The 23184-nt window shown below is 73.3% G+C and carries 26 protein-coding genes; 8 read left to right on the top strand and 18 right to left on the bottom strand.

Annotated elements, in window-relative coordinates; all coding sequences use genetic code 11:
* Window positions 1–49 precede the first annotated feature (49 nt).
* Window positions 50–2095 (top strand): ribosomal protection-like ABC-F family protein, encoded by a 2046-nt coding sequence (gene abc-f / locus J421_RS06165; protein WP_025410298.1) that lies wholly within the window; start codon window positions 50–52, stop codon window positions 2093–2095.
* Window positions 2095–2538, top strand: coding sequence for a hypothetical protein (locus J421_RS06170; protein ID WP_148306179.1), 444 nt, complete (start codon window positions 2095–2097; stop codon window positions 2536–2538). The genes abc-f and J421_RS06170 overlap by 1 nt, the downstream gene beginning before the upstream one ends.
* Window positions 2539–2593: 55 nt before the next feature.
* Here the strand turns inward: J421_RS06170 and J421_RS06175 are convergent, their stop codons facing one another.
* Window positions 2594–3673 (bottom strand): hypothetical protein, encoded by a 1080-nt coding sequence (locus J421_RS06175; RefSeq protein ID WP_025410300.1) that lies wholly within the window; start codon window positions 3671–3673, stop codon window positions 2594–2596.
* Window positions 3674–3763: 90 nt separating this feature from the next.
* Between J421_RS06175 and J421_RS06180 the strand changes: the two genes are divergently transcribed.
* The gene (locus J421_RS06180; RefSeq protein ID WP_025410301.1) at window positions 3764–4279 is read left to right on the top strand and encodes an ECF-type sigma factor; all 516 of its coding nucleotides are present in this window, start codon (window positions 3764–3766) and stop codon (window positions 4277–4279) included.
* A 19-nt stretch (window positions 4280–4298) separates the two neighbouring features.
* The gene (locus tag J421_RS06185) at window positions 4299–7142 is read left to right on the top strand and encodes a serine/threonine-protein kinase (protein ID WP_025410302.1); all 2844 of its coding nucleotides are present in this window, start codon (window positions 4299–4301) and stop codon (window positions 7140–7142) included.
* 4 nt (window positions 7143–7146) lie between these two features.
* On the opposite strand, the gene J421_RS06190 is transcribed toward J421_RS06185, so the two are convergent.
* From J421_RS06190 to J421_RS06235, 10 genes are all read right to left on the bottom strand, one after another.
* Window positions 7147–7671, bottom strand: a complete 525-nt coding sequence (locus J421_RS06190) for a hypothetical protein (protein WP_025410303.1) — start codon at window positions 7669–7671, stop codon at window positions 7147–7149.
* 37 nt (window positions 7672–7708) lie between these two features.
* Window positions 7709–8008, bottom strand: coding sequence for a hypothetical protein (locus tag J421_RS06195; RefSeq protein WP_025410304.1), 300 nt, complete (start codon window positions 8006–8008; stop codon window positions 7709–7711).
* Between the two features lie 76 nt (window positions 8009–8084).
* A complete protein-coding gene (locus tag J421_RS06200) occupies window positions 8085–8558 on the bottom strand; it encodes a GNAT family N-acetyltransferase (RefSeq protein ID WP_148306180.1) in 474 nt (157 codons plus the stop codon).
* Between the two features lie 38 nt (window positions 8559–8596).
* Entirely contained in the window at window positions 8597–9166 is a 570-nt protein-coding gene (locus J421_RS06205; protein WP_025410306.1) for a DinB family protein, read from the bottom strand.
* 6 nt (window positions 9167–9172) lie between these two features.
* Window positions 9173–9376 carry a hypothetical protein gene (locus tag J421_RS06210; protein ID WP_025410307.1) on the bottom strand — a complete coding sequence of 68 codons (204 nt, stop codon included), beginning with the start codon at window positions 9374–9376 and terminating at the stop codon, window positions 9173–9175.
* Window positions 9377–9483: 107 nt separating this feature from the next.
* Window positions 9484–9837: a DUF4186 domain-containing protein gene (locus J421_RS06215; protein WP_025410308.1), complete on the bottom strand. Its 354-nt coding sequence runs from the start codon at window positions 9835–9837 to the stop codon at window positions 9484–9486.
* A 5-nt stretch (window positions 9838–9842) separates the two neighbouring features.
* Window positions 9843–10436: an SGNH/GDSL hydrolase family protein gene (locus J421_RS06220; RefSeq protein ID WP_025410309.1), complete on the bottom strand. Its 594-nt coding sequence runs from the start codon at window positions 10434–10436 to the stop codon at window positions 9843–9845.
* A gap of 4 nt (window positions 10437–10440) precedes the next feature.
* Window positions 10441–11442 (bottom strand): hypothetical protein, encoded by a 1002-nt coding sequence (locus tag J421_RS06225; protein ID WP_025410310.1) that lies wholly within the window; start codon window positions 11440–11442, stop codon window positions 10441–10443.
* 36 nt (window positions 11443–11478) lie between these two features.
* On the bottom strand, window positions 11479–11979 hold the full coding sequence (locus J421_RS06230; RefSeq protein WP_025410311.1) for a hypothetical protein: 501 nt from the start codon (window positions 11977–11979) through the stop codon (window positions 11479–11481).
* Entirely contained in the window at window positions 11976–12824 is an 849-nt protein-coding gene (locus J421_RS06235; RefSeq protein ID WP_025410312.1) for a VOC family protein, read from the bottom strand. The genes J421_RS06230 and J421_RS06235 overlap by 4 nt, the downstream gene beginning before the upstream one ends.
* Window positions 12825–13019: 195 nt before the next feature.
* On the opposite strand from J421_RS06235, the gene J421_RS06240 reads away from it, so the two are divergent.
* Entirely contained in the window at window positions 13020–13730 is a 711-nt protein-coding gene (locus J421_RS06240) for a PEP-CTERM sorting domain-containing protein (RefSeq protein WP_025410313.1), read from the top strand.
* Window positions 13731–13739: 9 nt separating this feature from the next.
* Here the strand turns inward: J421_RS06240 and J421_RS06245 are convergent, their stop codons facing one another.
* From J421_RS06245 to J421_RS06265, 5 genes are all read right to left on the bottom strand, one after another.
* On the bottom strand, window positions 13740–15023 hold the full coding sequence (locus J421_RS06245; RefSeq protein WP_025410314.1) for an RNA polymerase sigma factor: 1284 nt from the start codon (window positions 15021–15023) through the stop codon (window positions 13740–13742).
* Between the two features lie 163 nt (window positions 15024–15186).
* On the bottom strand, window positions 15187–15642 hold the full coding sequence (locus tag J421_RS06250) for a DoxX family protein (RefSeq protein WP_025410315.1): 456 nt from the start codon (window positions 15640–15642) through the stop codon (window positions 15187–15189).
* Window positions 15643–15664: 22 nt separating this feature from the next.
* Window positions 15665–16027: a YciI family protein gene (locus tag J421_RS06255; protein ID WP_025410316.1), complete on the bottom strand. Its 363-nt coding sequence runs from the start codon at window positions 16025–16027 to the stop codon at window positions 15665–15667.
* A 17-nt stretch (window positions 16028–16044) separates the two neighbouring features.
* On the bottom strand, window positions 16045–16485 hold the full coding sequence (locus J421_RS06260; RefSeq protein ID WP_025410317.1) for a YciI family protein: 441 nt from the start codon (window positions 16483–16485) through the stop codon (window positions 16045–16047).
* A 397-nt stretch (window positions 16486–16882) separates the two neighbouring features.
* The gene (locus J421_RS06265; protein ID WP_025410318.1) at window positions 16883–17530 is read right to left on the bottom strand and encodes a HoxN/HupN/NixA family nickel/cobalt transporter; all 648 of its coding nucleotides are present in this window, start codon (window positions 17528–17530) and stop codon (window positions 16883–16885) included.
* Window positions 17531–17702: 172 nt separating this feature from the next.
* Here J421_RS06265 and J421_RS06270 point away from each other — a divergent pair, with 172 nt between their 5' ends.
* On the top strand, window positions 17703–18269 hold the full coding sequence (locus J421_RS06270; RefSeq protein ID WP_025410319.1) for a hypothetical protein: 567 nt from the start codon (window positions 17703–17705) through the stop codon (window positions 18267–18269).
* 86 nt (window positions 18270–18355) lie between these two features.
* Here J421_RS06270 and J421_RS06275 read toward each other — a convergent pair whose 3' ends face one another.
* Window positions 18356–19009 (bottom strand): DUF4142 domain-containing protein, encoded by a 654-nt coding sequence (locus tag J421_RS06275; protein WP_025410320.1) that lies wholly within the window; start codon window positions 19007–19009, stop codon window positions 18356–18358.
* A 280-nt stretch (window positions 19010–19289) separates the two neighbouring features.
* Window positions 19290–20267: a UDP-N-acetylmuramate dehydrogenase gene (gene murB, locus J421_RS06280; RefSeq protein WP_025410321.1), complete on the bottom strand. Its 978-nt coding sequence runs from the start codon at window positions 20265–20267 to the stop codon at window positions 19290–19292.
* 56 nt (window positions 20268–20323) lie between these two features.
* Here murB and J421_RS06285 point away from each other — a divergent pair, with 56 nt between their 5' ends.
* Window positions 20324–21742: a M16 family metallopeptidase gene (locus J421_RS06285; protein ID WP_025410322.1), complete on the top strand. Its 1419-nt coding sequence runs from the start codon at window positions 20324–20326 to the stop codon at window positions 21740–21742.
* A complete protein-coding gene (locus J421_RS06290; RefSeq protein ID WP_025410323.1) occupies window positions 21739–23124 on the top strand; it encodes a M16 family metallopeptidase in 1386 nt (461 codons plus the stop codon). Before J421_RS06285 ends, J421_RS06290 begins: the two co-directional genes overlap by 4 nt.
* The last annotated feature ends 60 nt before the right edge of the window (window positions 23125–23184 follow it).

Genomic DNA, 23184 nt, shown 5'->3' on the forward strand with positions numbered 1-23184 from the left:
GTTCCCGAGTCCCGAGTCCCGAGTCCCGAGTCCCGATAGATTCTCGGGCATGACCCAGCTCGCCATCTCCAACGTGGCCGTCGAATTCGGGGCGACCACGCTGTTCCAGGACATCACGTTCACCATCGGCGCCGGCGACCGGTGGGGCGTCATCGGGCGCAACGGCACCGGCAAGACGACCCTGTTCAAGCTCCTCACGGGCGAGCTCCAGCCGTCGCGCGGCCAGATCGCCCGGCAGCCCGGCGTGCGCGTCACGCTGCTCGAGCAGCACCGCGACTTCGGCGGCGCGACGACGGTGTGGGAGGCGGTGGCCGGCGCGTTCGGGCCGCTGCTCGCGCTCGAGCGCTCGCTCGCCCAGCAGGCCGACGCGCTCGCGCACACCCACGACGACTCGGCGATGGAGCGCTACGGGCGCGATCTCGAGCGGTTCGAGCGCGAGGGCGGCTACACCTACGCCGCGCGCGTCGATGCGGTGCTCGACGGGCTCGGCTTCGATCCCGACGGCGCGCGCACGCGGCTCCTCGCCACGCTCTCCGGCGGCGAGCGCGGGCGGGTGGGGCTCGCGCGCCAGCTCGTGCTCCCCGGCGAGGTGCTGCTGCTCGACGAGCCGACGAACCACCTCGACCTCGAGACCACGCGCTGGCTCGAGGGATGGCTGCAGGGCACCGACCGCACCGTGGTCCTCGTCAGCCACGACCGCGCGTTCCTCGCCGCCGTCGTCGACCACGTGCTGCACTTCGAGGGCGGCTCGGCGACGCCGTACGTCGGCGGTTACGAGGCGTTCGTGCAGCAGCGCGAGGAGCGGCGTCTCGCGCAGCAGCGCCAGTTCGACAAGCAGTCGAAGGTCGTCGCCGCCGAGGAGGATTACATCCGACGCAACATCGCCGGGCAGAACTCCAAGCAGGCGAAGGGGCGCCGCAAGCGCCTCGCGCGCATGGCACGCCTCTCCGCGCCGATCGGCGACGAGGCCGTGATGGCGCTGCGCCTCGAGATCGCCGACCGCGGCGGCGACCAGGTCATCGTTGCCGAGAAGGCAAGCGTGGGAGTGCCCTCCACGCTCCACGCACCACGCTCCACGCTCGCTCGGCCCGAGCGTGGAGCGTGGAGCGTGGAGGGATCTCGGATCCTCATCGAGGACTTCAGCGTCCGCCTAACGCGCGGCGAGGTGGTCGGCTTCATCGGGCCGAACGGGGCGGGGAAGTCCACGCTGCTGAAGGTCATCGTCGGCGAGACCGGGCCGCTCGCCGGGCAGCTCCGCGTCGGCGACTCGATCCGAGTCGCGTACTACAGCCAGAACATGGCGCAGCTCCCGCTCGACCGCACGTTGTACGAGGTCATCTCCGACCTCCGTCCGCTCTGGGAGCGTCGCCTCGTGCAGGGGCACCTCGGCCGCTTCGGCTTCTCGGGCGACGAGGTGCAGCGGCGCGTCGGCACGCTCTCCGGCGGCGAGCGGGCGCGCGTCGCGCTCGCCGCGATGATGCTCACGCGCGCGAACTTCCTCGTCCTCGACGAGCCGACGAACCACCTCGACGTGGAGAGCATCGAGGCGCTCGAGGACGCGCTCGACGACTACGAGGGGACGGTGCTGCTCGTGAGCCACGACCGCGCGCTGCTCCGCGCGCTCGCGACGCAGGTGTGGGTGCTGCACGACCGTCATGTCACGGTGTTCGACGGCTCGTTCGAGGAGTGGGAGACGGCGTCGAAGGAGCGCGAGCACGCCGCCGCCGTGCATGCCGCCGAGGAGGAGGCGCTCCGCCGCGTGAAGGAGCGCGAGCGGATGGAGCGCACGCGTCGCGAGGCCGAGGCGCAGGCCGTGGCGCCGAACGACAGGCGCGGCGTCGAGCGCGACCAGCGCCGCGCGGCGCGCGACGCGCAGAAGCGCGTGGAGCAGAGCGAGCGCCGCATCGCCGAGCTGGAAGCCAAGGTCGCCGCGCTCACCACGGCGCTCGACGATCCCGCGCTCTACGGCACCCCCGACGGCGTGCGGAAGGCGGCGGATCTCGGGAAGTCGCTCGACACCGCGAAGGCGGCGCTCGACGCGGCACTGGAAGAGTGGACCGCGGCGACCGAAGCGGTGGAGTCGAGCTCCGTCTGATGCGCGCCACGTACCGTCGCCTCGTCGTCGCGCTCGCCGCCGGCGCGGCGTGCGGTGCCTGCCGCACCGCGCACTCCGCGCCCGCGGTCCCCGTGCGCGAGGTCGTCTCCGGCTGCGCCGGCGGCATCACCGGCGGCGGCGGCGGCGCGGCGCTGCTGCCTAACGGCACGCTCTACCGGTGGACCCGCGACCGCGCCGGCGCGGACGATCGGCGCACGCTCGTCCGCACCGACACCGCGCTCGCCGCCGACGTCTTCGGCCGGCTCGCTTCGATGCGCTTCCTCGGGATCACGCATCACGAGCCGGGCAACATGACGTGCTTCGTGCGCGCGCGGACCGACTCCGGCGCGCACGAGGTCTCCTGGCCGTCGAGCGACACCCGCGCGCCGCGCGCCGTGCGCGATCTGTTCCAGCGGCTCCAGACGGCGGCCGGCGGCGCCTAACGGCCGAGCGAGACGATGCGCATCGGATGCTCCGGTGGAGGGTCCCGTGAGGAGCTCAGTCGCAGGTCGGCTTCGTCCACAGCGCGGCGCGCGGGCCGCCCTGCAGGCCGAGTGGGAAGTAGTGCCCGACGATCGCGCCGCAGCGGTTCACCTTCACCGCGACGCGGCCGAGCGTCGTGGGCGGGAGCGGCGTCTCGGTCACCGCGCCGGGCGCGATGGTGTACGCGGCCGCAGGCAGCGACACGTACCAGCCGACGACGCGGCCGTAGTCGCTGATGCCGTACGCCGGGTGCGGCAGCACGCGCCCCGACGTGAGCGACGACACGAAGCCGCGCTGCGCGCCGTTCTGCGTGAAGAGGCCGACGATCGCGCCGCCCGCGTTGATGCCCGTCGCCTTCGAGTCGGTGCTCCCCGGCGGCAGGTTGAACGTGGTGGGCGCCCCACGCCACACGATCGCCGTCGTCGTGCTCCCGCTTCCGAGCAGGCCGTAGCCGACGACCGTGTGGAAGTACACGTCGAGCGCCTCGCCGTGGACGCCGCCGAGCGGCCACGCGAAGGCGGTCTCCGTGGGCCAGATGACCGCATCGCGGCCGCAGCTGCCCACGATCTCGCCGAGGTAGTCGATCGCGTCCGCGCGCGAGCTGCCGGCGCAGAATTCCGGCTCGGAGAGCGCGCGTGGCGCGAGCCCGGGATGCCGGATCCACGCCGTCGTGTGGCCGTTGCGACGCGTGCTGTATCCCACCACGACGCCGGCGTCGTTGATGCCGGTCGCGACGGTGCCCGTGTCGCCGGCGAGCGGCGGGAGGTCCTCGAACGTGCCGTCCGTGTGTCGCACGAAGCCGTGCTGACCAGCTGCAGTCGCGTAGGCCCCCACCACGAGGCCTGCCGTGTTGATGTCGGTCGCCGTGCTCGCGATGCGCCGCGAGATGTCGGTGAGCACGTAGCCGACGTAGCTCGGCGGCGCCGGCACGTCGACCGCCGACGCCGAAAGCGCCGTCGTGTCGGGGCGCGTCGGGGCCGTTAGGCGCTCCGCCGGCCGCCCGGGCACCGCCGTCACGCGGTCGGGGTCGCCACACGCGGCGATCAGCACCACCACGATGATCGTGCACGGCAGCGTCAGGGACGTGCGTCGCATCGGTTCCTCCGCGGCGATTGCTCCGTTTTCCGGCCGGCCCTACCTTCGGCCTCGTGGTGGAGGACGCGACGTCCACTCGCGGATCCGGACATGACCATCGTGGAGCAGTTGACGCCGGTGCTGTACGACGAGCTGCGGCGGGTCGCGCACCGTCAGCTCCGGCGCGAGCGCGCCGGCCACACGCTCGGCACCACCGCGCTCGTCCACGAGGCGTACCTCAAGCTCGCCGACCAGACGCGCGCGTCGTTCGCCGACCGCGCGCACTTCCTCGCCACCGCCGCCGTCGCGATGCGCCGCGTGCTCGTGGACCACGCGCGCGGCCGCGCGCGCGAGAAGCGCGGCGGCGCGCGCCTTCCCGTCACCCTCGACGAGGAGATCGCGTTAGGCACCGGCGCGGTCGGCTCCTGCGACGCGCTGCTCGAGCTCGACGACGCGCTCGCGCGGCTGGGTGACGTCGAGCCGCGGCTCGCGCGCGTCGTCGAGTGCCGCTTCTTCGGCGGTCTCACCGACGCCGAGACCGCCGTCGCGCTCGGCGTCACGGAGCGCACCGTGAGGCGTGACTGGGTGAAGGCGAGGGGCTGGCTGTACCAGGCGCTGCACTCGTAACGGACGAGAGGAGGCCACCGTGCAGTCCATCAGCCGAGGCCAGTGGCAGCGCGTCGAGCGCGTCGTCGACTCCGCGCTCGGGCTGCCGACGGCCGAGCGCACCGCGTATCTCGACGCCGCGTGCGACGAGCCGTGGCTGCGCGCCGCGGCCGACGAGTGGCTGCGCGCGTGCGACGACGCCGAGCACTTCCTCCACACGCCGCTCGGCGACGCCGGCGCGTTGCTGGACGCGGCACCGCACGATGCCGAGGCGCTCGCGCCCGGCACGCGCATCGGGCCGTTCGCCGTCGTGCGCGAGCTCGGGCGCGGCGGCATGGGCACTGTGTACCTCGCCGAGCGCGCCGACGGACAGTTCGAGCAGACCGTCGCGCTGAAGCTGATCCGCCGCGGCATGGACACGCCCGAGGCGCGCCGTCGCTTCCTCACCGAGCGGCAGATCCTCGCGCGGCTCAACCACCCGCACATCGCCGGGCTCGTCGACGGCGGCGTGAGCGACGACGGGCGGCTGTGGTTCGCGATGGAGTACGTCGACGGCACGCCGATCACGCGTCACGCCGACGACCGCGCGCTGGGCATCGACGCGCGGCTGCGGCTGTTCCGCGACGCGGCCGACGCCGTCGGGCACGCGCACCGGAGTCTCGTCGTGCACCGCGACCTGAAGCCGTCGAACGTGCTCGTGACGGCCGACGGCGTCGTGAAGCTGCTCGACTTCGGCATCGCGCGGCTGTTAGGCGGCGACGTCGCGCCCGCCGACGAGCCGGTCACCCGCACCGGCGTGCGCCTGCTCACGCCGGAGTACGCGGCGCCCGAGCAGGTGCGCGGCGAGGGCGTCACCACCGTCACCGACGTCTACGCCCTGGGCGCGCTGCTCTACGAGCTGCTCACCGGGCGCCGCGCGCAGCCGCTCGACCGGCTCACGCCCGGCGAGATGGAGCGCGTCGTGTGCGAGGTGGATCCGCCGCCGCCCAGCCGCGTGGCGCCGGAGCTCGTGCGTGCGCGGCTCCGGGGCGACCTCGACGCGATCGTGCTGCGCGCGATGCACAAGGATCCCGCGCGGCGCTACGCGTCGGCCGACGCGCTCGTCGAGGATCTGCGCCGCTTCGCCGTCGGGCTCCCGGTGCAGGCGCGCCGCGACTCGGTGGGCTACCGCGCCGGCAAGTTCGTTAGGCGGCACCGCGTGGCCGTCGCCATGGGGGCGTTCGCCGGGCTCGCGCTGGTGGGCGGGCTCGCCGCCACGCTGTGGGAGGCGCGCGCGGCGCGGCGCGAGGCGGCCACGGCGAACGCGGTGACCGGCTTCGTCGTCGGGCTGTTCGAGCAGTCCGACCCGCACGCGGCGCGCGGGCGCGACGTGACGGTGAAGGACCTCGTCGCGCGCGGCCGCCAGCGCCTCGACACGGCGCTCGTCGCGGAGCCCGAGGTGCGCGGCCGGCTGCTCGACGTGCTCGGCACGATTCACGTCAACCTCCTGCAGTTCGCGACCGCCGATACGCTGCTCGGACAGTCCGCCGCGCTCGCCCGCCGCCTGTACGGCCCACGGCACCCCGCGGTCGCGAAGCGGCTCACCGACTGGGCACGAGCGCTCGCGAGCGCGCAGCAGCCGGCGCGTGCGGACTCCGTGCTGCGTGAGGCGTTGACGATCGACCGCGCCACGCTCGCGCCCGACGACCCGGAGATCGCGCGCACGCTGTCGATCCGCGGCGAGCTCGCGTTCGACGGCGGACGCTTCGCGCCAGCCGAGTCGCTCTACCGCGCGGCGCTGCACATCGACTCGACGCGCCTGGGCCGCGGCGACCTGCGTCTCGCGGACGATCTCGACGGCGCGGGTATGGCGGCGAAGGAGGGCGGCGCGTACGACCGTGCCGAAGCGAGCTACGAGCAGGCGCTCGCCATCCGCCGCGCGACGCTCGGCCCCGACGACCCGAAGACGCTCGCCACCCTCAGCCTCGTCCTGCAGGTGAAGGAGGCGCGCGGCGAGTACCGGAGCGCCGAACGGGTCGCGCGCGACCTGCTCGCGCGCAGCCGCCGCGTGTACCCGCCCGCGCACACGCAGGTCGTGAGCGCGATGAACGGCCTCACCGTGCAGCTCCGTCACCTCGGCAAGCTCGCGGAGGCGGAGTCGATCAACGCGCAGGCGATCGCGCTCTACCGCACGCGCTTCCCCCCCGACCATCCGTGGATGATCGCGCCGCTCAACGTCCGCGCGACGCTGCAGCTCGAGCGCGGAAACTTCGCCGCCGCCGAATCGGGCTTCCGGCAGGTCGGCGCGATCGCCGCGAAGAGCTTCGGGCCGACCGACGTGTACACGCTGCACTCGTTGGTCAATCGCGCCGCGGCGGTACGGCTGGAAGGACGACTCGCCGACGCCGAGCTGCTCGCGCGCCGGGCAGTCGCGGAGATGCGTGCGGCGTTCGGTGAGCGAAGCCTGGAGACGGCGAGCGCGGAGAGCGTGCTCGGCGACGTGCTGCGCGACGCGGCACGCCCCGCCGCCGCCGACTCGGCGTACCGCGCGATGCTGACCGTGCGTCGCGCGCTCCTCGGTCCGCGCGCGCCCGCCACGTCGGATGCCGCGCTCTCCCTCGCCGACGTTCTCGTGGACGAGGGACGACCGGCGGACGCCGCGGCGCTCGCGCGCGAGGCGCGCGCGGCTTACGCGCCCCGCGACGTGCCGGACGACACCACGCTTCGCCGCGCCGCTCGCGTGCTCGGTGCGGCGCTCGCCGCGTCCGGCAATCGGACGGAGGCCGAGCCGCTGCTCGTGGAGGCCGAGCGCGCGTGGGCGACCGACACGAACACGAGCTGGCGCACGCACCGCTCGCGCGACGAGGCGGCGCGCCGGCTCGCCGCGTTCCGCGCGAAGCGTTAGGCGGTCAGACCGACGCCGCGGGGATCACCGGCTCCACGAGCCCGTACAGCTCCGCGAAGCCGTCCGCCGAGAGATGGTCGCGCATCCACAGCGCGAGCAGGCCGAGCGCGAGGCAGGTGATCGACGCGCCGGGCCCGCCGGGCTGCGTCGCCGCCACGTCCCACAGCGTCTCGAGGCGGCTCCCGATCTCGCGCACCTCGCCCGTCGCGCCGCGCAGCGCGGGACGGGGAAAGCGCGGGCGTCCGCCGCCGAGCACGGCGCGCGCGAGGTCGCCGATCCCCATGCTCACGAAGCCGACGACGCGCAGCACGTCCTCCGCGGCCGGGATCCGGCTGGCGAACGCGGCGAGCCGACGCGACCGCTCCCACCACGCGAGCGGGTCCGACGCCTCGAATCGCTGCCCGATCGCGTCGAGCTCCCCCCACTGCCGTGGCGAGAGGGCGGCGACACGGGCGAGGAACCGGTCGGCGCGCGCCTCGCGGGCCGATGTCGGCGACTGGACGGCGGCGGTGACGGGAAGGGTGGTCATCCTCCCACGACGAGCGCGGGCGGCGCCGTGTTTCCGGTCAGGGGACCTTCCGCGGCGGCTGCGTGTGGTCCGTGTTCGGATCGGGCAGCGTGTCCGACGTGACCTCCGCACAGACGCCGCCGCGGTCGCCGACCGTCACGCCCGCGCCCGACGGCGGCGCCACGCGCCCGTTGCACCCGCCGGTGCCGTTCCGACCGGCGGTCACGGCCGGCCGGCCGCGCGACCGGGTGGCGCGGTCGGTCCCCGGGATCTGGCGGAGGCGCGGAATGCCGCACGCGCCGACCAGCAGCAGGGCGGCGGCGAGGCCGAGTGGGCGGAGGCGGACGGCGTGCGTCACGGTGTCGCTCCGTGCGAGAGGGTGCGCATCAAGTATTCGGAAGCCATACGTCTCGCGCCAGAGTCCGCGCGCCGGGTCATCGGAGCCGCCGCTCGTAGCACGTGAACGTCCACCCCGAGTGCGCGCGCTCCCCGTGCGCGACATATCCGCGCCTCTCGTAGAAACGCCGCAGCGCGCCGTTCTCGCACAGCACGTCGCACCGCACCGCGCGCGCGCCGAGCGCCGCGGCCCGCTCGTCGATCGCCGAGAGGCACCACGCGCCGAGTCCCGCCCCCTGCCGTGCGGGGTCGACGGCGAGCCGGTTCAGGTACACTGCCGGCAGCGCGGGATCGGGCCACGGGGACGGGTCGTACGGCCGCGGCGGCGACGTCGCGAGCGTGTACGTCGCGACCGGCACGTCGTCCTCGCGCACCAGCCACAGCTCGCGCTCCGCCGCGTCGCGCCGCACGCGCTCGATCGGGTATGGCGGGATCCAGTTGCGGAACCCGTCGGCGGCGAGCCGCGCGCCGGCGGCGGCGAGCAGGCGGGCGACGTCGTCGGCGTCGTGCATCCCGGCGCGTTCGGCGCGCAGTCTCGACGCATCGACCGTCACGGCAGCGCCGCCGCCACGGCCTCCTCCGCCTGCTCGAGGTGGCGGTGCTGGTGCGCCGGCAGCGTGACGAGGCAGGCGTACAGGTTGTAGCGCACGCGCGCGTCGAACGGCGACGTGACGCGGATGCGCTGCAGCGGCGCGCCGTCGGCGTGCCGCACGAGCGCGATCTGCTCGGCCTGCAGCGCGTCGAAGTCGGCGAGCAGCGTCGCGCGCGGGAGGTCGCCGTCGGGCACGAACGCCGCCGCGGTGCGCACGCGGCCGAAGCGGCGGCGCGCGATGCGCGGCATCGGCCCGGACATCGTCGAGATGAGCCACCCCACCGGGTCGCGTCGATAGCGCGCCGGCGCCGTCTCGCTCGACGCGCGCCGCTCGGCCAGCGCGCCGCGTACGAGCGGGACGTACGCGCGCGACGTGAGGTTGAGGTGCGCGACGCATTCCGCGGCCGACCACGCGTCGGCGTGCGGGCGCGCGGCCCACGCGTCGTCGTCCGTCCGGTCGGCGAGGCGGTGCAGCCGCTCCTGCGCGCGCTCGAACTCGTCGACGATCGCGACGAGCTGCGGGTGCATTTTCTTTCAGTGCTCCGGCGTCGTCGGCGAGGCGGGCGCGGGGGGCGACGGATCCGGGGTTCCGGGGTGCAGCGGCTCCCACGACGGCGGGTCGCTCGCCGGGAAGCTCTCCTCCACCGCCTCGTCGACGGCGCGCTCGACCTGGTCGCCGCGGCGCGGCGCCGGCGGTGCGTCGTTCTCGCGGCGCGGCGCGTCGGAAGGATGGGTCATGGTCGGGATCCGGTGAGGGAATGGAATGAGCGCGGGTGCGTTGGAATGATACCGCGGCTGTTCGCGTGCATGGCACCTTGGGCGAAGGGGGGGAGCCCCCCTGGATACTAGGTACCGCGCTCGCGGAGCCACCGGCCGATCGCGTCGACGACGTGCGCGCGCTCCGCGGCGTCGAGCTCGCGGCCGCGCGGGATGCCGTGCCACTTCTCGAGGCACCCGCGGCAGCACGTCGCCGTCGCGTGCTGCGCCACGAACACCGGATGCCCGCGATACGGCGTCTGCTTCCCGTCGTTCCGCGGCTCGGCGGGCGCGAGCCGCTTCGCCACGAAGTCGCGGGCGTGGTCGAGCACCACGTCGAGCCCGCGCGTGCGCAGATACTCGCGGTCGGCGGCGCCGAGTCGGAAGCTGCGGCGGAACGACGAGCCGGCGAGCGCCCGGAACAGGTCGTCGAGGTCGCGCACGGTGCCTAACGCGTGACGGATGCGGCGATCGCGCGCGCGATCTTCGCGCCCCCGCGCACCGAGGGCTCGATCGGGTTCGCGTAGTCGGCCGCCTCGGTGCACACGTGGCGCAGCTCGATCACCGGCGCGCCGCGCTCGCGCGCCACGCGCTGCACGGCGTCGTCGAACACGGCGAGCGCGGTCTTCGCGAGGCGGTGGACGGGCGGCCCGAGGTTGCCCTCGTAGATCGTGCAGACCGTCGTCGGCAGCCCGCGCGCGAGCACGGCGTCGAGCATGCGCCGGTAGCGCGTCTCGAACGCCTCCGCCGCGTCGGCCAGCCAGCCGAGCACCTGGGCGCTGCCGCGCGCCGGTCGGTCGAGCAGGTCGGTGTGCGCGAGCGCATCGTTGCCGCCGGCGCTCACGACGAGGTGCGTCGCGTCGCCGGGCACCCGCCGCAGCTGACCCGCGACGTGGTCGAGCACCGCGCCGTCCACCGCCGCGAGCGTCGCCGTCCACCCGGCCGCGAGCGCCGCGCGGAGCTGCGTGACGACGTCGGGGCCCGGACGCACGTACACGGCGTTGTCGAACACGGAATCGCCCAAGAGAACGACGTGGCCCATCGCCTCAAGCTCGCCGCTGCACCGTCGCCGTCACAAGGTCCGCCAGCATGCCGTACGCGGTCGTCGTCGGGTCGGGGTCGTGCGACGTCACGGTGAGCCCGCCGGGGAAGACCTCGGCGTCGTAGTGCATCACCAGCGTCGCGCCGCGCACGACGCCGAGCGGGTCGCTGGCGCCTAACGGCGTGGGGGCGACGCCGGCGCGCAGTCGTCCCGCGTCGTCGCGCGCGACCTCGCCGACCAGGCGCAGCGGCCGTCCCTCGTCGCGCGCACGGCGCACGTCGCGCGGATCGAGCGCGCCGATGCCCTCGCGCGCGACGTCGCTCGGGCGCAGGTCGCCGCCCATCAGCACGTTCGCCACCGCGCACAGCTTCACCGCCGAGTCCCACCCGTCCACGTCGTAGCGCGGGTCCGACTCGGCGATGCCTAACGCCTGCGCGCGCGCCACGCCCTCGGCCACCGACAGCCCGTCCTCCACCGCCTCGAGCACGACGGTCGCCGTCGACGTGAACACGCCGCGCACGCCGCGCAGCCCGGCGAGCGGCAGGCAGTCGCGCACGAGCGAGAAGACCGGCGCGCCGTCCATCACCGCGGCCTCGAACAGGTAGCGGCGGCCGGCCGCGCGCGCGAGCGCGTCGAGCTCGCGCCACCCGTGCACCACCGGTCCCTTGTTCGCCGAGACCGCGTGCGCCCCGGCGCGCAGCGACGCGCGCAGGTAGGCGAGCGCCGGCTGCCCGGCGTGCGGGTCGAGCGCGATCGCCTCGAGCACCACGTCGGGCCGCGCCGCGTGCAGCCACGCGTCCACGTCGCCGAGGTCCGCACCGTGCGGCGCGTCCGGGTCCAGCCCGCCCGGGTCTGCCCGCCAGCCCATGCGCCGCGATGCGACGCCCGTGACGACCCACTCGATCCCGTAGTCGCGCGCGAGCGCCTCGCGGCGGCGCAGCAGCAGCGCGTGCAGCGCGCGGTTGACGGCGCCGAATCCGAGGAACGCGAGGCGGGTGGGAGGCATCGGCCGTCTCGTGTCGTTTTCGCCGTTCTCGATCGCCTAACGGGACACGTCGAACGTCAGCTCCAGCGTGTCCCCCTCGGGCACCGCATCCCACCGCGCGAACAGCTCCCGCCTCCGCTCGCGGATGCGCGCGAGCTGCTCGTCGGTGATCGGGGGCCCCACGACGAACGGACCGTGCTGCGACGCGTGCAGCGCGATCTTGTCGTTCAGATCGGCGGCGGTCCACTCGACGCCGCTCGCGCGCTCGGCGTCGAGGAATCCGACGATGAGCTCCGACGGGTCGGTGTCGGCGGGCATGGGGCCGCGCGGCCACGGCGTCCCGAAGTCGGAGAGATCCCATCCCTCGGCGACGAGCCCGTAGAAGCCGCGCCCGTGGCCGAGGACCGTCTCCACCGCGTAGTGCGTGAGATCGTGCCGCGGGAAGAAGCGCGCCTGCGCGCCCTGCTGCCGCTGCCACGTCGCGGTGCCGTCGGCACGCGTGCAGGTGAGCGCCGCGGATCCGTCGCGGTGCTTCTTCATGCGAATGGTGAGCGTCACGCGTCACCCATCACGCCGTCGCGCGACTGGCCCACCGCGAGCACCGCGCCCGTCGGGTCGACGAACCCGCCGACGCGGCCGACGCCCGGGACCTCGCGGCACGGGAACGACGGCGAGGCGCCTAACGCGATCGCCCGCGCCACCGTCGCGTCGACGTCGTCCACCGCGACGTACACCCGCCAGTGCGGGCGCGACGAGGCGCCCGGGGGCGCGTGGAGCATGCCCGCGGTCGGCGTGCCGCGGCGGAGGAACAGCCAGTAGACCGACCCGTCGAGGAACGCCGCCTCCTGCACGCGCCAGCCGAACACCGCGCGGTAGAACGCGGCCGCGCGGATCGGGTCGGGGGACGCGAGCTCGTGCCACCACGCCGTGCCCGGCGGCGGCGGCACGTCCGCCGCGACCCCGGGGCGCTCCGGCAGGGAGATCGGCGCGAGCACGGCGCCGAACGGGTCCTCGATCATCGCGAACCGGCCGACGTTCGGGATATCGGTCGGCGGGATGCACGTCTTCCCCCCCGCCGCCGCGGCCCGCGCGCACGTCCCGTCGACGTCGTCCACGCACACGTACGAGACCCAGTGCGCCGGCACCCCGAACCGCGGGTCGAGCGGCACCACGCCCCCGAACGGGTGCGCGCCGGCCTGGATGTACGTGTAGCTCCCGGCCGACCCGACGTGGCGCGCCTCCGTCGTCCACCCGAACAGCGCCTCGTAGAACGCGACCGAGCGGGCCGGCTCGGCGCTCATCAGGTCGTGCCACACGAAGGGGCCGCTCGCCGGGAGATCGGCGGACGCGTCGAAGAGCGCCGGCTCGTCCGTCTGAACTCTCGCGGGGTCGGGCGCGGTCATCGGCGGTGGCGCGGGTGAGGGTCGAGCCGACGGACGCGTGCAGGCGCTCCACGATGCAGCCGGGCGGTCGGTTGTCAACCTGGAACGGCCCAGTCCGTCGACCCGACGGTCAAGTTCTGCGGCGGGCAGCCGAGACTCCCGCGGGCGGATGCCGCGATCCGCGCGCTCCCCCGGAACCCGCTCCTGGCCCCCGACATGTCTCTCCGCCGACTCGCCGCCGCCGCCCTGCTCGCCGTCGCGTCCCCGCTCGCGGCCGGCGCCCAGGCGACGCTCACGTTCCCGTCGAGCCTCGCCAACCCGATCGCCGGCGGCTACTACGTGGGCCCCTACGCGCCGGCGACGTTCGTCAGCGCGGTCGGGCAGGCGCGGACGCTGTCGGTGCTGTGCCTCGACTTCCTGAACGAGGTCTACCTCGGCGACCAGTACCAGGTGAACGTCACGAGCCTCGGCGGCGGCGCGTCGAACCCGGTCGGCGACACCCGCCACCCGGGCGCGGTCGGCACCTATCGCAAGGCGGCGTGGCTCGGCTCCCTGTTCTCGTCGACGCCGACGACCGGGTGGGGCTCGGTGCAGTACGCGATGTGGAACCTGTTCACCCCGACCGAGGCGCCGGACGACGCCGACTCGCCCGGCTACCTCGCGCTCGCCGACCTCGCCGAGTCGCACGACTACGGCGCGTTCGACTACCAGGGGCGCCACTACGACGCGGTGGACATGTCGCGCTACTGGGTGCTCACCGACGTGAACGCGGAAGGGCGCGCGCTCGGCGGCAAGCAGGAGTTCATCGCCACGTCCGACATCGCGCTCGGTCCGACGAACACGGTGCCGGAGCCGGGGACGCTCGCGCTCATCCTCACCGGCGCGGCGGCGATCGGCGTCCTCGCGTGGCGCCGCGCCCGCGCCTGACCGCGCGCGTCAGGCGGTCTTCGCCGCGCATTCGGCGGCGCGGCCGAGCAGCAGGGCGCGCTCGCGGGCGTTCTTCGTGAGCGACGCGGCGCGCTCGAGCTCCGCGCGCGCCTCGTCGTGGCGGCCGAGCTTCATGAGGAAGTCGCCGCGCACGCTCGGCAGCAGGTGGTAGCTCGCGAGCGCGCCGTCGGCGACGAGCGCGTCGACGATCGCGAGCCCGGCCGCCGGTCCCGCCGCCATCGACACCGCGACGGCGCGATTCAGCTCCACGATCGGCGACGGCGTCACGTCGCCGAGCGCGTCGTACAGCCGCGCGATGCGCGCCCAGTCGGTGTCCGACGCGACGCGCGCGCGGGCGTGGCACGCGGCGATCGCCGCCTGCAGCGTGTAGGCGCCTAACGGCTCGCCGCGCGCCGCGGCGCATGCCTCGGCGCGAGCGAGCGCCGTGAGGCCGCGCCGGATCAGCAGCCGGTCCCAGCGCGCGCGGTCCTGGTCGAGCAGCAGCACCGGCTCCCCCGACGGCCCCACGCGCGCGCGCAGCCGCGACGCCTGGATCTCCATCAGCGCGACGAGGCCGTGCACCTCCGGCTCTTCCGGCGTGAGCCCGGCGAGCACGCGCCCGAGCCGCAGCGCGTCCTCGCACAGCTGCGGCCGCACCCAGTCGTCGCCCGCGGTGGCCGAGTAGCCCTCGTTGAACACGAGGTAGATCACCTGCAGCACGGACGCGAGCCGCGCGTGGAACTCCTCGCCGCGCGGCACCTCGAACGGCACGCGCTTGTCGGCGAGCGTCTTCTTCGCGCGCACGATGCGCTGCGCCACGGTGGGCTCCGGCACGAGGAACGCGCGCGCGATCTCCTCGGTCGTGAGCCCGCCTAACAGACGCAGCGTGAGCGCGACGCGCGCCTCCGTCGACAGCACCGGGTGGCACGCGACGAAGATGAGCCGCAGCAGGTCGTCCCCCACGTGATCGTCGAGCGCGGCGTCGAGCTCCGGCACGGCCGCCTCCTGTCTCGCCTCGAGCTCCGGCGCGAGCTCCGCGTGCTTGCGGTCGAGCAGCTTGTCGCGGCGCAGGAGGTCGATGGCCCGCCGCTTCGCGGTGGCCATGAGCCACGCGCCCGGGTTCGTCGGGATGCCCGTCTCGGGCCACTTCTCCAGCGCCGCGACCAGCGCGTCCTGCGCGAGATCCTCGGCCACGCCCACGTCGCGCACCATGCGCGCGAGTCCCGCGATGAGCTTCGCCGACTCGATGCGCCAGACGGCGTCGATGGTTCGGTGGATGTCGGCGACGGTCACGTCGAGAAATCAGCGCGACCGCGTCGCCGACGGCAAGATCGGCGCGCCTGCTGGACTCCACGTACGAGATCTGATCGGACTGAAGAAGGACTGAAGGACGACTGAAGAGGGACCAACACAAAACGTGTTGTGGGTCCTTCTTCAGTCGCTCTTCAGTCCTCCTTCAGTCCTCCACGGAATTCGTACGTGGAGTCCAGGACCGGCGCGACGCGAGCACCGCGCGCACTCGCGCGTCGCGCAGCCACAGCCCGCCCCACAGCAGCGCCGCGACGTACGTGGGGAACAGCACGTGGCTGAACAGCGGGTTCTCCACGCGCACGTGCGTCGCGATCGCGCCGCCGAGGTAGCCGGTAAGCAGCACCGCGCCGATCACCGACGTGCGCGGCACCAGGTAGACGGCGAGACACGCGAGCTCCAGCACGCCCACCGTCGTCGCGAGGTGCACCGGCCAGCCGAGCTGCGCGAACGACTGCACCACCGGCGCGATCACGACCAGCTTGATGACCGCGTCGAACGCGAGGAACGACACCGCGAGCGCGCTCAGCACGCGTCCCACCCACCGCCGGCTCGCGGTGGCCGCGCCGGCCGCGCCGGCCGCGTGGAGGCCGATGGACGTCATGGTCGGATCTCCGATGAAGGCGTTAGGCGGGCTGCGCCGCGTCGGATGCGGGCATCTCGTAGAGCTGCCGCAGCTCGCACTCCCCGTCGCCGGCCACGGACAGGAAGCGCCGGCACAGCTCCACCGCTTCCTCCTTGCTGCCCGCCCGGATGAGCGCGAAGCCGCCGACGACTTCCTTCGCCTCGGTGAACGGGCCGTCGCTCACCGTCACCCGGCCGTTCGTCTTCCGCACGCGCGCGCCTAACGCGCTCGGCAGGCATCCCTCGGTGCCGAGCAGCCAGCCCGACTTGAACCCCTCCTCGATGAGGGCGCCCATCGTCGCCATCTCCTCGGCCGTGGGCGGCGTGTTGCGCTCGGCGTGCTTGTAGATCGACAGGAATCGCATGGCGTGGGTCCTCGCGGTCAGCGGTTCGTGGGCTGCTGCGACTCGATCTGCGCGCGGAGCCGCTCTTCCTGCTCGCGCAGCTCGGGCGTGAATTCGGCGCCGAAGTCCTCGGCCTCGAACACGGGGCGGATCTCGAGCTCCGCCTCGGTCCCCGGCATCGGGTTCGGGCAGCGCTTCGCCCACTCGATCGCCTCCGCCATCGACCGCACCTGCCACAGCCAGAAGCCGGCGACGAGCTCCTTCGTCTCGGCGAACGGCCCGTCGATCACCGTGCGCTCGCCGCTGGTGAAGCGTACGCGGGCGCCCTTGCTGCTCGGCTGCAGTCCCTCGCCGGCGAGCATGACGCCGGCCTTCACGAGCTCCTCGTTGTACTGGCCCATCGCCGCGAGCAGCTCGGTGCTCGGCATGTTGCCGGCCTCGCTGTCGGCCGACGCCTTCACAATGACCATGACGCGCATCGTTCGGTCCTCGGATCGGGGTGGTTCGTCGTGGCTTCCACTGACACGACGAACGGGGGACGGCGGGATCGACACGGGAGGGCGAATTCTACGGCGGGACGATCTCACGGCGGGACGACTGACGGCGGGACGGACAACGGCGGGACGTTCGACGGCGGGATCTGGATGCGTTCAGAGGGATCCGGTCGGCGTCGGATTGGTACCGCGGCCGTTCACGCGCATAGCACCTTGGGCGAAGGGGGGGGAGCCCCCCTGGCACCTAGGTACGGGCCGGTCATCCCGCCGTGGATCGTCCCGCCGTGGATCGTCCCGCCGTGGATCGTCCCGCCGTGGATCGTCCCGCCGTGGATCGTCCCGCCGTCAGTCGTCCCGCCCTAGACGTCCCGCCGTGAGATCGTCAGTCCGGCGTCCAGCGCGGCACCCCCGTGAACAGCCCGTCCACCACGCCCACCCGGTGCGCGAGCCACACGCCGAACGCCACGCTCACCGCGCCCGAGGCCATGCGCAGCCCGCGCTGCAGCCCGTGGATGCGCGGCGCCGCGAGCACCGCCGGCGCTGCGACGAGCAGCGTCACGAGCGCCATGCCCACCACCGTCCCCGCGCCGAACACGAGCAGGTAGACCACCGCCCACCGCGGGTCGTCGATGAGGGGCAGCACGAGCAGCGTCGCGCCCGCGGAGCCGGCGAGGCCGTGCACCACGCCGACGAGCAGCGGCCGCAGCTCCGTGAGCCGTCCCGGCGTCGGCCGCACGTCGAGCAGGTTCATCGCGCCGAGCAGCACGAGCATCGCCGCGACTGCCAGCTCCAGCGAGAGGCCGAGCCGCGGTGTCAGCGCGAGGCGGAACAGGATGATCGCGCCCCCCACGCCGAGGAGCGTGACCGTGTGGCCGAGCCCCCACAGCACGCCGATCCCGCACGCCCGTCGCACCGAGCGCTCGCGGCTCACGATCGTCGTCACCGCCACGACGTGGTCCGGATCGGTCGCGTGGCGCATGCCGAGCAGGAGACTCGTGACGAACGCGGCGAGCAGCGTGAACGCGGGCATCGGGGCAGGGTGCGCGGCGCGGGCGAAGGGCCGCGGAATATACGCGGGCGCCGCCGACCGGCCTTCACGAACGCGTGGCTCCGGCGTCATCCACGATACCGGGGCGGCTCGCGTCGGGGCCCGCGTGCCGCGCGGTGTTCACATCGTTGGAGCTACATCACAGGAGCACGACATGTCACGCACGACGCTCGCTCTCGCACTCGCCGGTCTCCTCGCGGCGGCGCCCACGCTCGACGCGCAGCCGCCCGCCGGTTCACCACCGGCCACGCAGCCGCCCGCCCGCCAACGGCGCCCGATGCCGCGCCGCCTCGACCGGGCCGCGGATCGGCCGGGCTTCGGCGGCCCCGGCGGCCGTGGCGCCCGTGGCGGGATGATGGGCTTCCCGATGGGGGGCGCCTCGTCGCTCGCCGAGCGGCTGCTCGGCCAGACGGGCGAGCTGCGGCTCACCGACCAGCAGGTGGTGCGGCTCGCCGCGATCGCCCGTCGCGCCGACGACCGCCGCCGCGCCCTGCGCACGCGGATGGACTCGCTCCGCACCACGCTCCGCGCCGACACGACGGCCCGCCGACGCGGCTTCCGGCCCGGTGGCCCGGGTTTCCCTGGCGCAGCCGGCGGCCCACTCGCCGCCGACCTGCAGCGCATGCGCGACCAGGCCCGCGCCGATCTGCGCGACGCGCTGTCCGTCCTCACGCCCGACCAGCAGGCGCAAGCCTGGGAGATGCGGTCGCTGCGGCGGTAGAACGCGAGGAGCGAGGGCAGGAGGGCAGGAGGGCAGGAGGGCAGGAGAACCGTTAGGCTCTCCTGCCCTCCTGCCCTCTTGCCCTCTTACTTCTTCAGCGTCTTCTCCTTGATGTCCTTCGCCTTCGTGAGGTGCTGCTGAACCTTGCCGGTCGCCTTCTCGAGCGCGGCGCGGAGGTCGGCGTTGGTCGTGTTCTTCGCCGCGTCCTGCAGCTTGTCGAGCACCTTCTGGTGACCGTCGATCTCGTGCTCGATGAAGTCCTCGTCCCAGTCGGCGCCGGCGGCCTTGTCGGTGAGGTCCTTCATGTGGTCGCGCGCATCGTTCAGCAGGTCGTGCGCGGCGCCGGTCGCCGTGTCGGCGGTCGCGTTCAGCTTGCCGGCGAGCGCCTGACCGTCCTTCAGCATCGCCTCGTGGTCGGCGACGAGCTGACGCGCGAACGCCTTCACGGTGGGGTTCGTCGCCTTCTTCTCGGCCAGGCGCGCCTCGGCGATCTCGCTCGAGTTCGCGGCCGTCGTGTAGCCGAAGATCGACGGCTCGGTCCAGCCGCCGGTCGCCGCCGCCGAGTCCGTCCGGGCCACGGTACCGGCCGCCGAATCGCTGCGAACCGCCGCGGCCGAGTCCGCGCGGGCCTGTGCGCTATCCGCCGCGCGGTCGCCCTTCGCGCAGGCGAGCCCGACGAGCAGTAGCGCCGTCGTGGAGAGGCGGGGGATCCGCCCTATCATCGAGTTCCGATCGTGCATCTCGTCCTCCTGTGAGGGGGTGTTGCATCGTCGCGCGGGGCGCAATCGCCATGCCCTCTGCTGTGACGCTTCGCACAGAGACGCTTGCACATCCGACGGCGCTCGGGGCGGCGCCGGCGATGCGGCGCTGACGATGCTGCGCCGTGAAGCGCAAACGGCGTCTCACCCCGCGGTACGGCGCCGTACTGCGCGGTTCAGCGATGTGAGCGTCGCTAGCGCGGCATCGCGCCGTACCGCCAGCGCCGTATCGCCCGCGCCGCGCGCGGCGCCGTTACACGCCTCAGAATTCCCCGATCATCCCGATCTCGGTCTCCAGCCGCTGCCCGAACTTCTCCTCGACCGCTCGCTGGGCGATCGCGATCAGCTCGCGCACATCGGTCGCCGTGGCCGTGCCGGCGCGGTTCACGATGATGTTCGCGTGCATCGGCGAGATCTGGGCGCCGCCGTGGCGGAAGCCCTTCAGGCCGGCCTGGTCGATGAGCCGCCCGGCGCCGACGCCCTCGATCTTCTTGAAGATCGATCCCGCGCTCGGGTGGACCTGCAGCCATGGATGCCGCGCGCCGCGCCACGACAGGTTCTCGTGGAGGATGCGGTTCATCCGGTCGGGGTCGCCCCGCTCGAGGCGGAACGTCGCGGTCAGCACGATGTCGCGCCGGTGATGGAACACGGTGTCGTCGTAGCCGAACTGCACGTAGTCCGCGTCGACCGTCTTCCGCTCGTTCTCCTCGCTGAGGATGTCGCACCGCTCGAACACCTCGGCGATGAACATCGTCCGCTCGCGCTCGGGCGCCGGCGACAGGAAGTGCAGGTTCTGCCAGACCGCCCCGCCAACGGTGCTCGGGATCCCGATGTAATGTTCGAGCCCGCTCCACCCGCGCTCGACCGCCTCGAGGATGAGGTCCTGCATGACGGCGCCGCTCTCCGTCCAGAGCTCGCACGTGGTCTTCGCGGCATCGGGAAGGAAGCGGTGGCGGCGGGCGACGTTGTGGATGACGAGGCCGCGGTACCCCTTGTCGCCGACCAGGATGTTGGCGCCGAGTCCGAGGACGAAGTACGGGACCTGCAATGCCCGGGCGGCGAGGACCGCGTCCGCCAGCTCGTCGGCGGTGGTGACGTCGACGAACGCGTCCGCCGGACCCCCGATCCTGAAGGTGGTGTATTGCGCGAGCGGCTCGGCTCGGCGGATGCGTCCGCCGAGGGCGGGCCCGAGGCGTACGACCAGCTCGTCGATCGTGTGTGTCGCTACTGTAGTGGCCATATGGTCGGCGTAAGGAAATCGGCGGCCGGTCCCTTTCAAAGTCCGATCCACACGTCATGAGGAAGTCAGTCATCCGCCGGCTCGCCGTCGCGCGGCTCGCCGCCGCGGCCCTCACGCTGCTCGCCGCGCCGGCGTTCGCGCAGACGCGCGCGGAGCTCGAGAAAGTGATCCGTCGGCAGGTGCTGCCCAACGGGCTCGAGGTCATCGTCGTCGAGAACCACGGCGTGCCGATCGCCACCGTGGAGATCGACGTGAAGAACGGCGCGTTCACCCAGTCGCCGGACTACGCGGGGCTCGCGCACATGTACGAGCACATGTTCTTCAAGGCGAGCAAGGACTACCCCGACCCCGAGCAGTTCACCCAGCGCGCCACGGAGCTCGGCGCGCAGTTCAACGGGTCGACCAAGGAAGAGGTGGTGAACTACTACCTCACGCTCCCCGCCGACTCGGCGAAGGCCGGCATGCGCTTTCTCGCGTCGTCGCTGCGCGCACCGCTCTTCCGCGACGACGAGCTGGCGGCGGAGAAGGAAGTCGTGCTCGGCGAGTACGACCGCAACGAGGCGGGGCCGGGGTTCGCCTTCTCGCAGAAGATGACCGAGCTGCTCTACCCGGGGCAGTTCAGCCGCAAGAACACCATCGGCGACCGCGAGGTGCTGCGCACCGTGACGCCGGCGAAGATGCGCGAGATCCAGACGCGCTACTACCTGCCGAACAACTCCGCGCTCGTCGTGACCGGCGACGTCACGCCCGACTCGGTGTTCGCGTGGGCGCGGGCGTTCTACGGCGACTGGGAGAAGGGCCCCGATCCGTTCGTGGCGAACCCGATTCCGCCGATCCCCGCGATCCCGCAGAGCCAGGGCGTCATCAGCGAAGCGCCGGTGAGCGCGGTGACGGTGCTGATCCAGTGGCAGGGGCCGAGCGTGCGGAAGGATCCGGCGAGCACGTATGCGGCCGACGTGTTCAGCGACGCGTTGAACAGCGAGGACTCGCGCTTCCAGAAGCGGCTCGTCGACAGTGGGCTGTGGCAGGGCGTCGTCGTGAACTACTACACGCTCGACCAGAACGGTCCCATCTCGATCAGCGGCCAGACGAGCCCCGACAAGCTGCGCCGCGCGCTCGCCGCGCTCTACGACGAGATCGCGAAGACGGACGACCCCGGATACTTCTCGGCCGATGAGCTGAAGCGCGTGAAGGCGCAGCGCGCGGTGGAGAGCGCGTTCGGCGCGGAGCGCACGAGCGGGCTGACGCACACCGTCGGCTTCTGGTGGGCGGTGGCGGATCTCGACTACTTCATGGGGTACGTGGACAACATGGCGATGCAGACGCCGGAGGATCTGCGCCGGTACGCGGCGCGCTACATCGTCGGCAAGCCGCGCATCGCCGGCGTGCTCCTGTCGCCGCAGGCGCGCGCGTCGTTAGGCCTGAAGGAGACGGACCTCGTGGGGCCGGCCTCCACGTCGAGGACGACGCCGTGACGCGCCATCTACTCGCCGCCCTCATCGCGCTGACGGGCTCCGTCGCGCACGCGCAGCGAGCGTGGAGCGTGGAGCGTGGAGCGTGGCAGGTTCGCGAAAGCGCTCCACGCTCCACGCTCCACGCTCCACGCTCGGCCGTCGCGGCCGATACGAGCACGCAGTCGTTCGACGTCGGCGGCGTGAACGTCATCCTCCGCCGCGTCACGGCGAACGACGTCGTCGCGGCGAACCTCTATCTGTTAGGCGGCACGCGGCTCGTCGGGTTCGACAAGGCGGGGATCGAGCCGTTCCTGCTGCTGGCGAGCGAGCGCGGGACGACGGGCTATCCGCGCGACCTGCTGCGCCGCCGCATGGCGGAGCTCGGGACGCAGGTGGGGCCCTCGGCGGACCAGGACTGGACCACGTTCGCGCTCCGCGCCACGGGCGAGACGTTCGATTCCACGTGGGCGATCTTCGCCGACCGCGTCATGCGCCCGACGCTCGACTCGGGCGAGGTGGAGCTCGTGCGGTCGCAGCTGCTGAACGGCGTTAGGCAGCGCCGCGACGACCCCGACGCGCTGCTCGAGTACCTCGCCGACTCGGTCGCGTACGCCGGCCACCCGTACGGCGTGGAGCCGAACGGCACCGAGCAGTCCATCGCGCGCATCACGCTCGCCGACCTGCGCCAGTTCCAGCGCGAGCGCATGGTGACGTCGCGCATGCTGCTCGTCGTCGTCGGCAACGTCAGTCGGCCGCAGGTGGAGCGGCTCGTCGGCGCGACGCTCGCGAAGCTGCCGCGCGGCGACTTCCGGTGGGCGCCGCCGCCGCCGCCCGCGGCGTTCACGCCGACGCTCGTCACCGAGACGCGCTCGCTGCCGACGAACTACATCCTCGGCTACTACGCCGGGCCGCCGGCCACGGGACGCGACTACCACGCGCTGCGCATCGCGACGGCGGTGCTCACCGGTCGGTTGTTCAGCGAGATCCGCGCGAAGCGCAACCTCACCTACGCCGTGGACGCGCCGTTCATCGACCGCGCGCAGACGGCGGGCGGGCTCTACGTCACGACGGTGGATCCGAACACGACGCTGCGCGTGATGCGCCAGCAGATCGCGGAGCTGCAGAACGGCTGGGTCACGCCGCGCGGGCTCGAGCAGGTCGTGCAGCAGTTCATCACCGAGTACTTCCTGAAGAACGAGACGAACGCCGACCAGGCGAACCAGCTCGCGCGCGCCCAGCTCTACCAGGGCGACTGGCGCCACGCCGTGCAGTTCGCCGACGAGCTGCGCCAGGTCACCCCCGACGACGTGCGCCGAGTGCTGCGCACGTACATCAAGAACGTGCGGTTCGTGTACGTGGGGGATCCCAGCAAGCTGGATCGCAGCGTCGTCGCGGGCTTCTGAGTCGGGGTCGTCTTCTGCTCGGCCCGCCGGCGGGTAGATTCGTGCCCGCCGCCGGGCGGC

Source organism: Gemmatirosa kalamazoonensis (assembly GCF_000522985.1).
Taxonomy (GTDB): Bacteria; Gemmatimonadota; Gemmatimonadetes; order Gemmatimonadales; family Gemmatimonadaceae; genus Gemmatirosa; species Gemmatirosa kalamazoonensis.

Coding starts and splice junctions, on each gene's coding strand:
- abc-f (WP_025410298.1), top strand. CDS start 50: ATGACCCAGCTCGCCATCTCCAACGTGGCCGTCGAATTCGGGGCGACC.
- J421_RS06170 (WP_148306179.1), top strand. CDS start 2,095: ATGCGCGCCACGTACCGTCGCCTCGTCGTCGCGCTCGCCGCCGGCGCG.
- J421_RS06175 (WP_025410300.1), bottom strand. CDS start 3,673: ATGCGACGCACGTCCCTGACGCTGCCGTGCACGATCATCGTGGTGGTG.
- J421_RS06180 (WP_025410301.1), top strand. CDS start 3,764: ATGACCATCGTGGAGCAGTTGACGCCGGTGCTGTACGACGAGCTGCGG.
- J421_RS06190 (WP_025410303.1), bottom strand. CDS start 7,671: ATGACCACCCTTCCCGTCACCGCCGCCGTCCAGTCGCCGACATCGGCC.
- J421_RS06200 (WP_148306180.1), bottom strand. CDS start 8,558: ATGCACGACGCCGACGACGTCGCCCGCCTGCTCGCCGCCGCCGGCGCG.
- J421_RS06205 (WP_025410306.1), bottom strand. CDS start 9,166: ATGCACCCGCAGCTCGTCGCGATCGTCGACGAGTTCGAGCGCGCGCAG.
- J421_RS06210 (WP_025410307.1), bottom strand. CDS start 9,376: ATGACCCATCCTTCCGACGCGCCGCGCCGCGAGAACGACGCACCGCCG.
- J421_RS06220 (WP_025410309.1), bottom strand. CDS start 10,436: ATGGGCCACGTCGTTCTCTTGGGCGATTCCGTGTTCGACAACGCCGTG.
- J421_RS06225 (WP_025410310.1), bottom strand. CDS start 11,442: ATGCCTCCCACCCGCCTCGCGTTCCTCGGATTCGGCGCCGTCAACCGC.
- J421_RS06235 (WP_025410312.1), bottom strand. CDS start 12,824: ATGACCGCGCCCGACCCCGCGAGAGTTCAGACGGACGAGCCGGCGCTC.
- J421_RS06240 (WP_025410313.1), top strand. CDS start 13,020: ATGTCTCTCCGCCGACTCGCCGCCGCCGCCCTGCTCGCCGTCGCGTCC.
- J421_RS06250 (WP_025410315.1), bottom strand. CDS start 15,642: ATGACGTCCATCGGCCTCCACGCGGCCGGCGCGGCCGGCGCGGCCACC.
- J421_RS06255 (WP_025410316.1), bottom strand. CDS start 16,027: ATGCGATTCCTGTCGATCTACAAGCACGCCGAGCGCAACACGCCGCCC.
- J421_RS06260 (WP_025410317.1), bottom strand. CDS start 16,485: ATGCGCGTCATGGTCATTGTGAAGGCGTCGGCCGACAGCGAGGCCGGC.
- J421_RS06265 (WP_025410318.1), bottom strand. CDS start 17,530: ATGCCCGCGTTCACGCTGCTCGCCGCGTTCGTCACGAGTCTCCTGCTC.
- J421_RS06270 (WP_025410319.1), top strand. CDS start 17,703: ATGTCACGCACGACGCTCGCTCTCGCACTCGCCGGTCTCCTCGCGGCG.
- J421_RS06275 (WP_025410320.1), bottom strand. CDS start 19,009: ATGCACGATCGGAACTCGATGATAGGGCGGATCCCCCGCCTCTCCACG.
- murB (WP_025410321.1), bottom strand. CDS start 20,267: ATGGCCACTACAGTAGCGACACACACGATCGACGAGCTGGTCGTACGC.
- J421_RS06285 (WP_025410322.1), top strand. CDS start 20,324: ATGAGGAAGTCAGTCATCCGCCGGCTCGCCGTCGCGCGGCTCGCCGCC.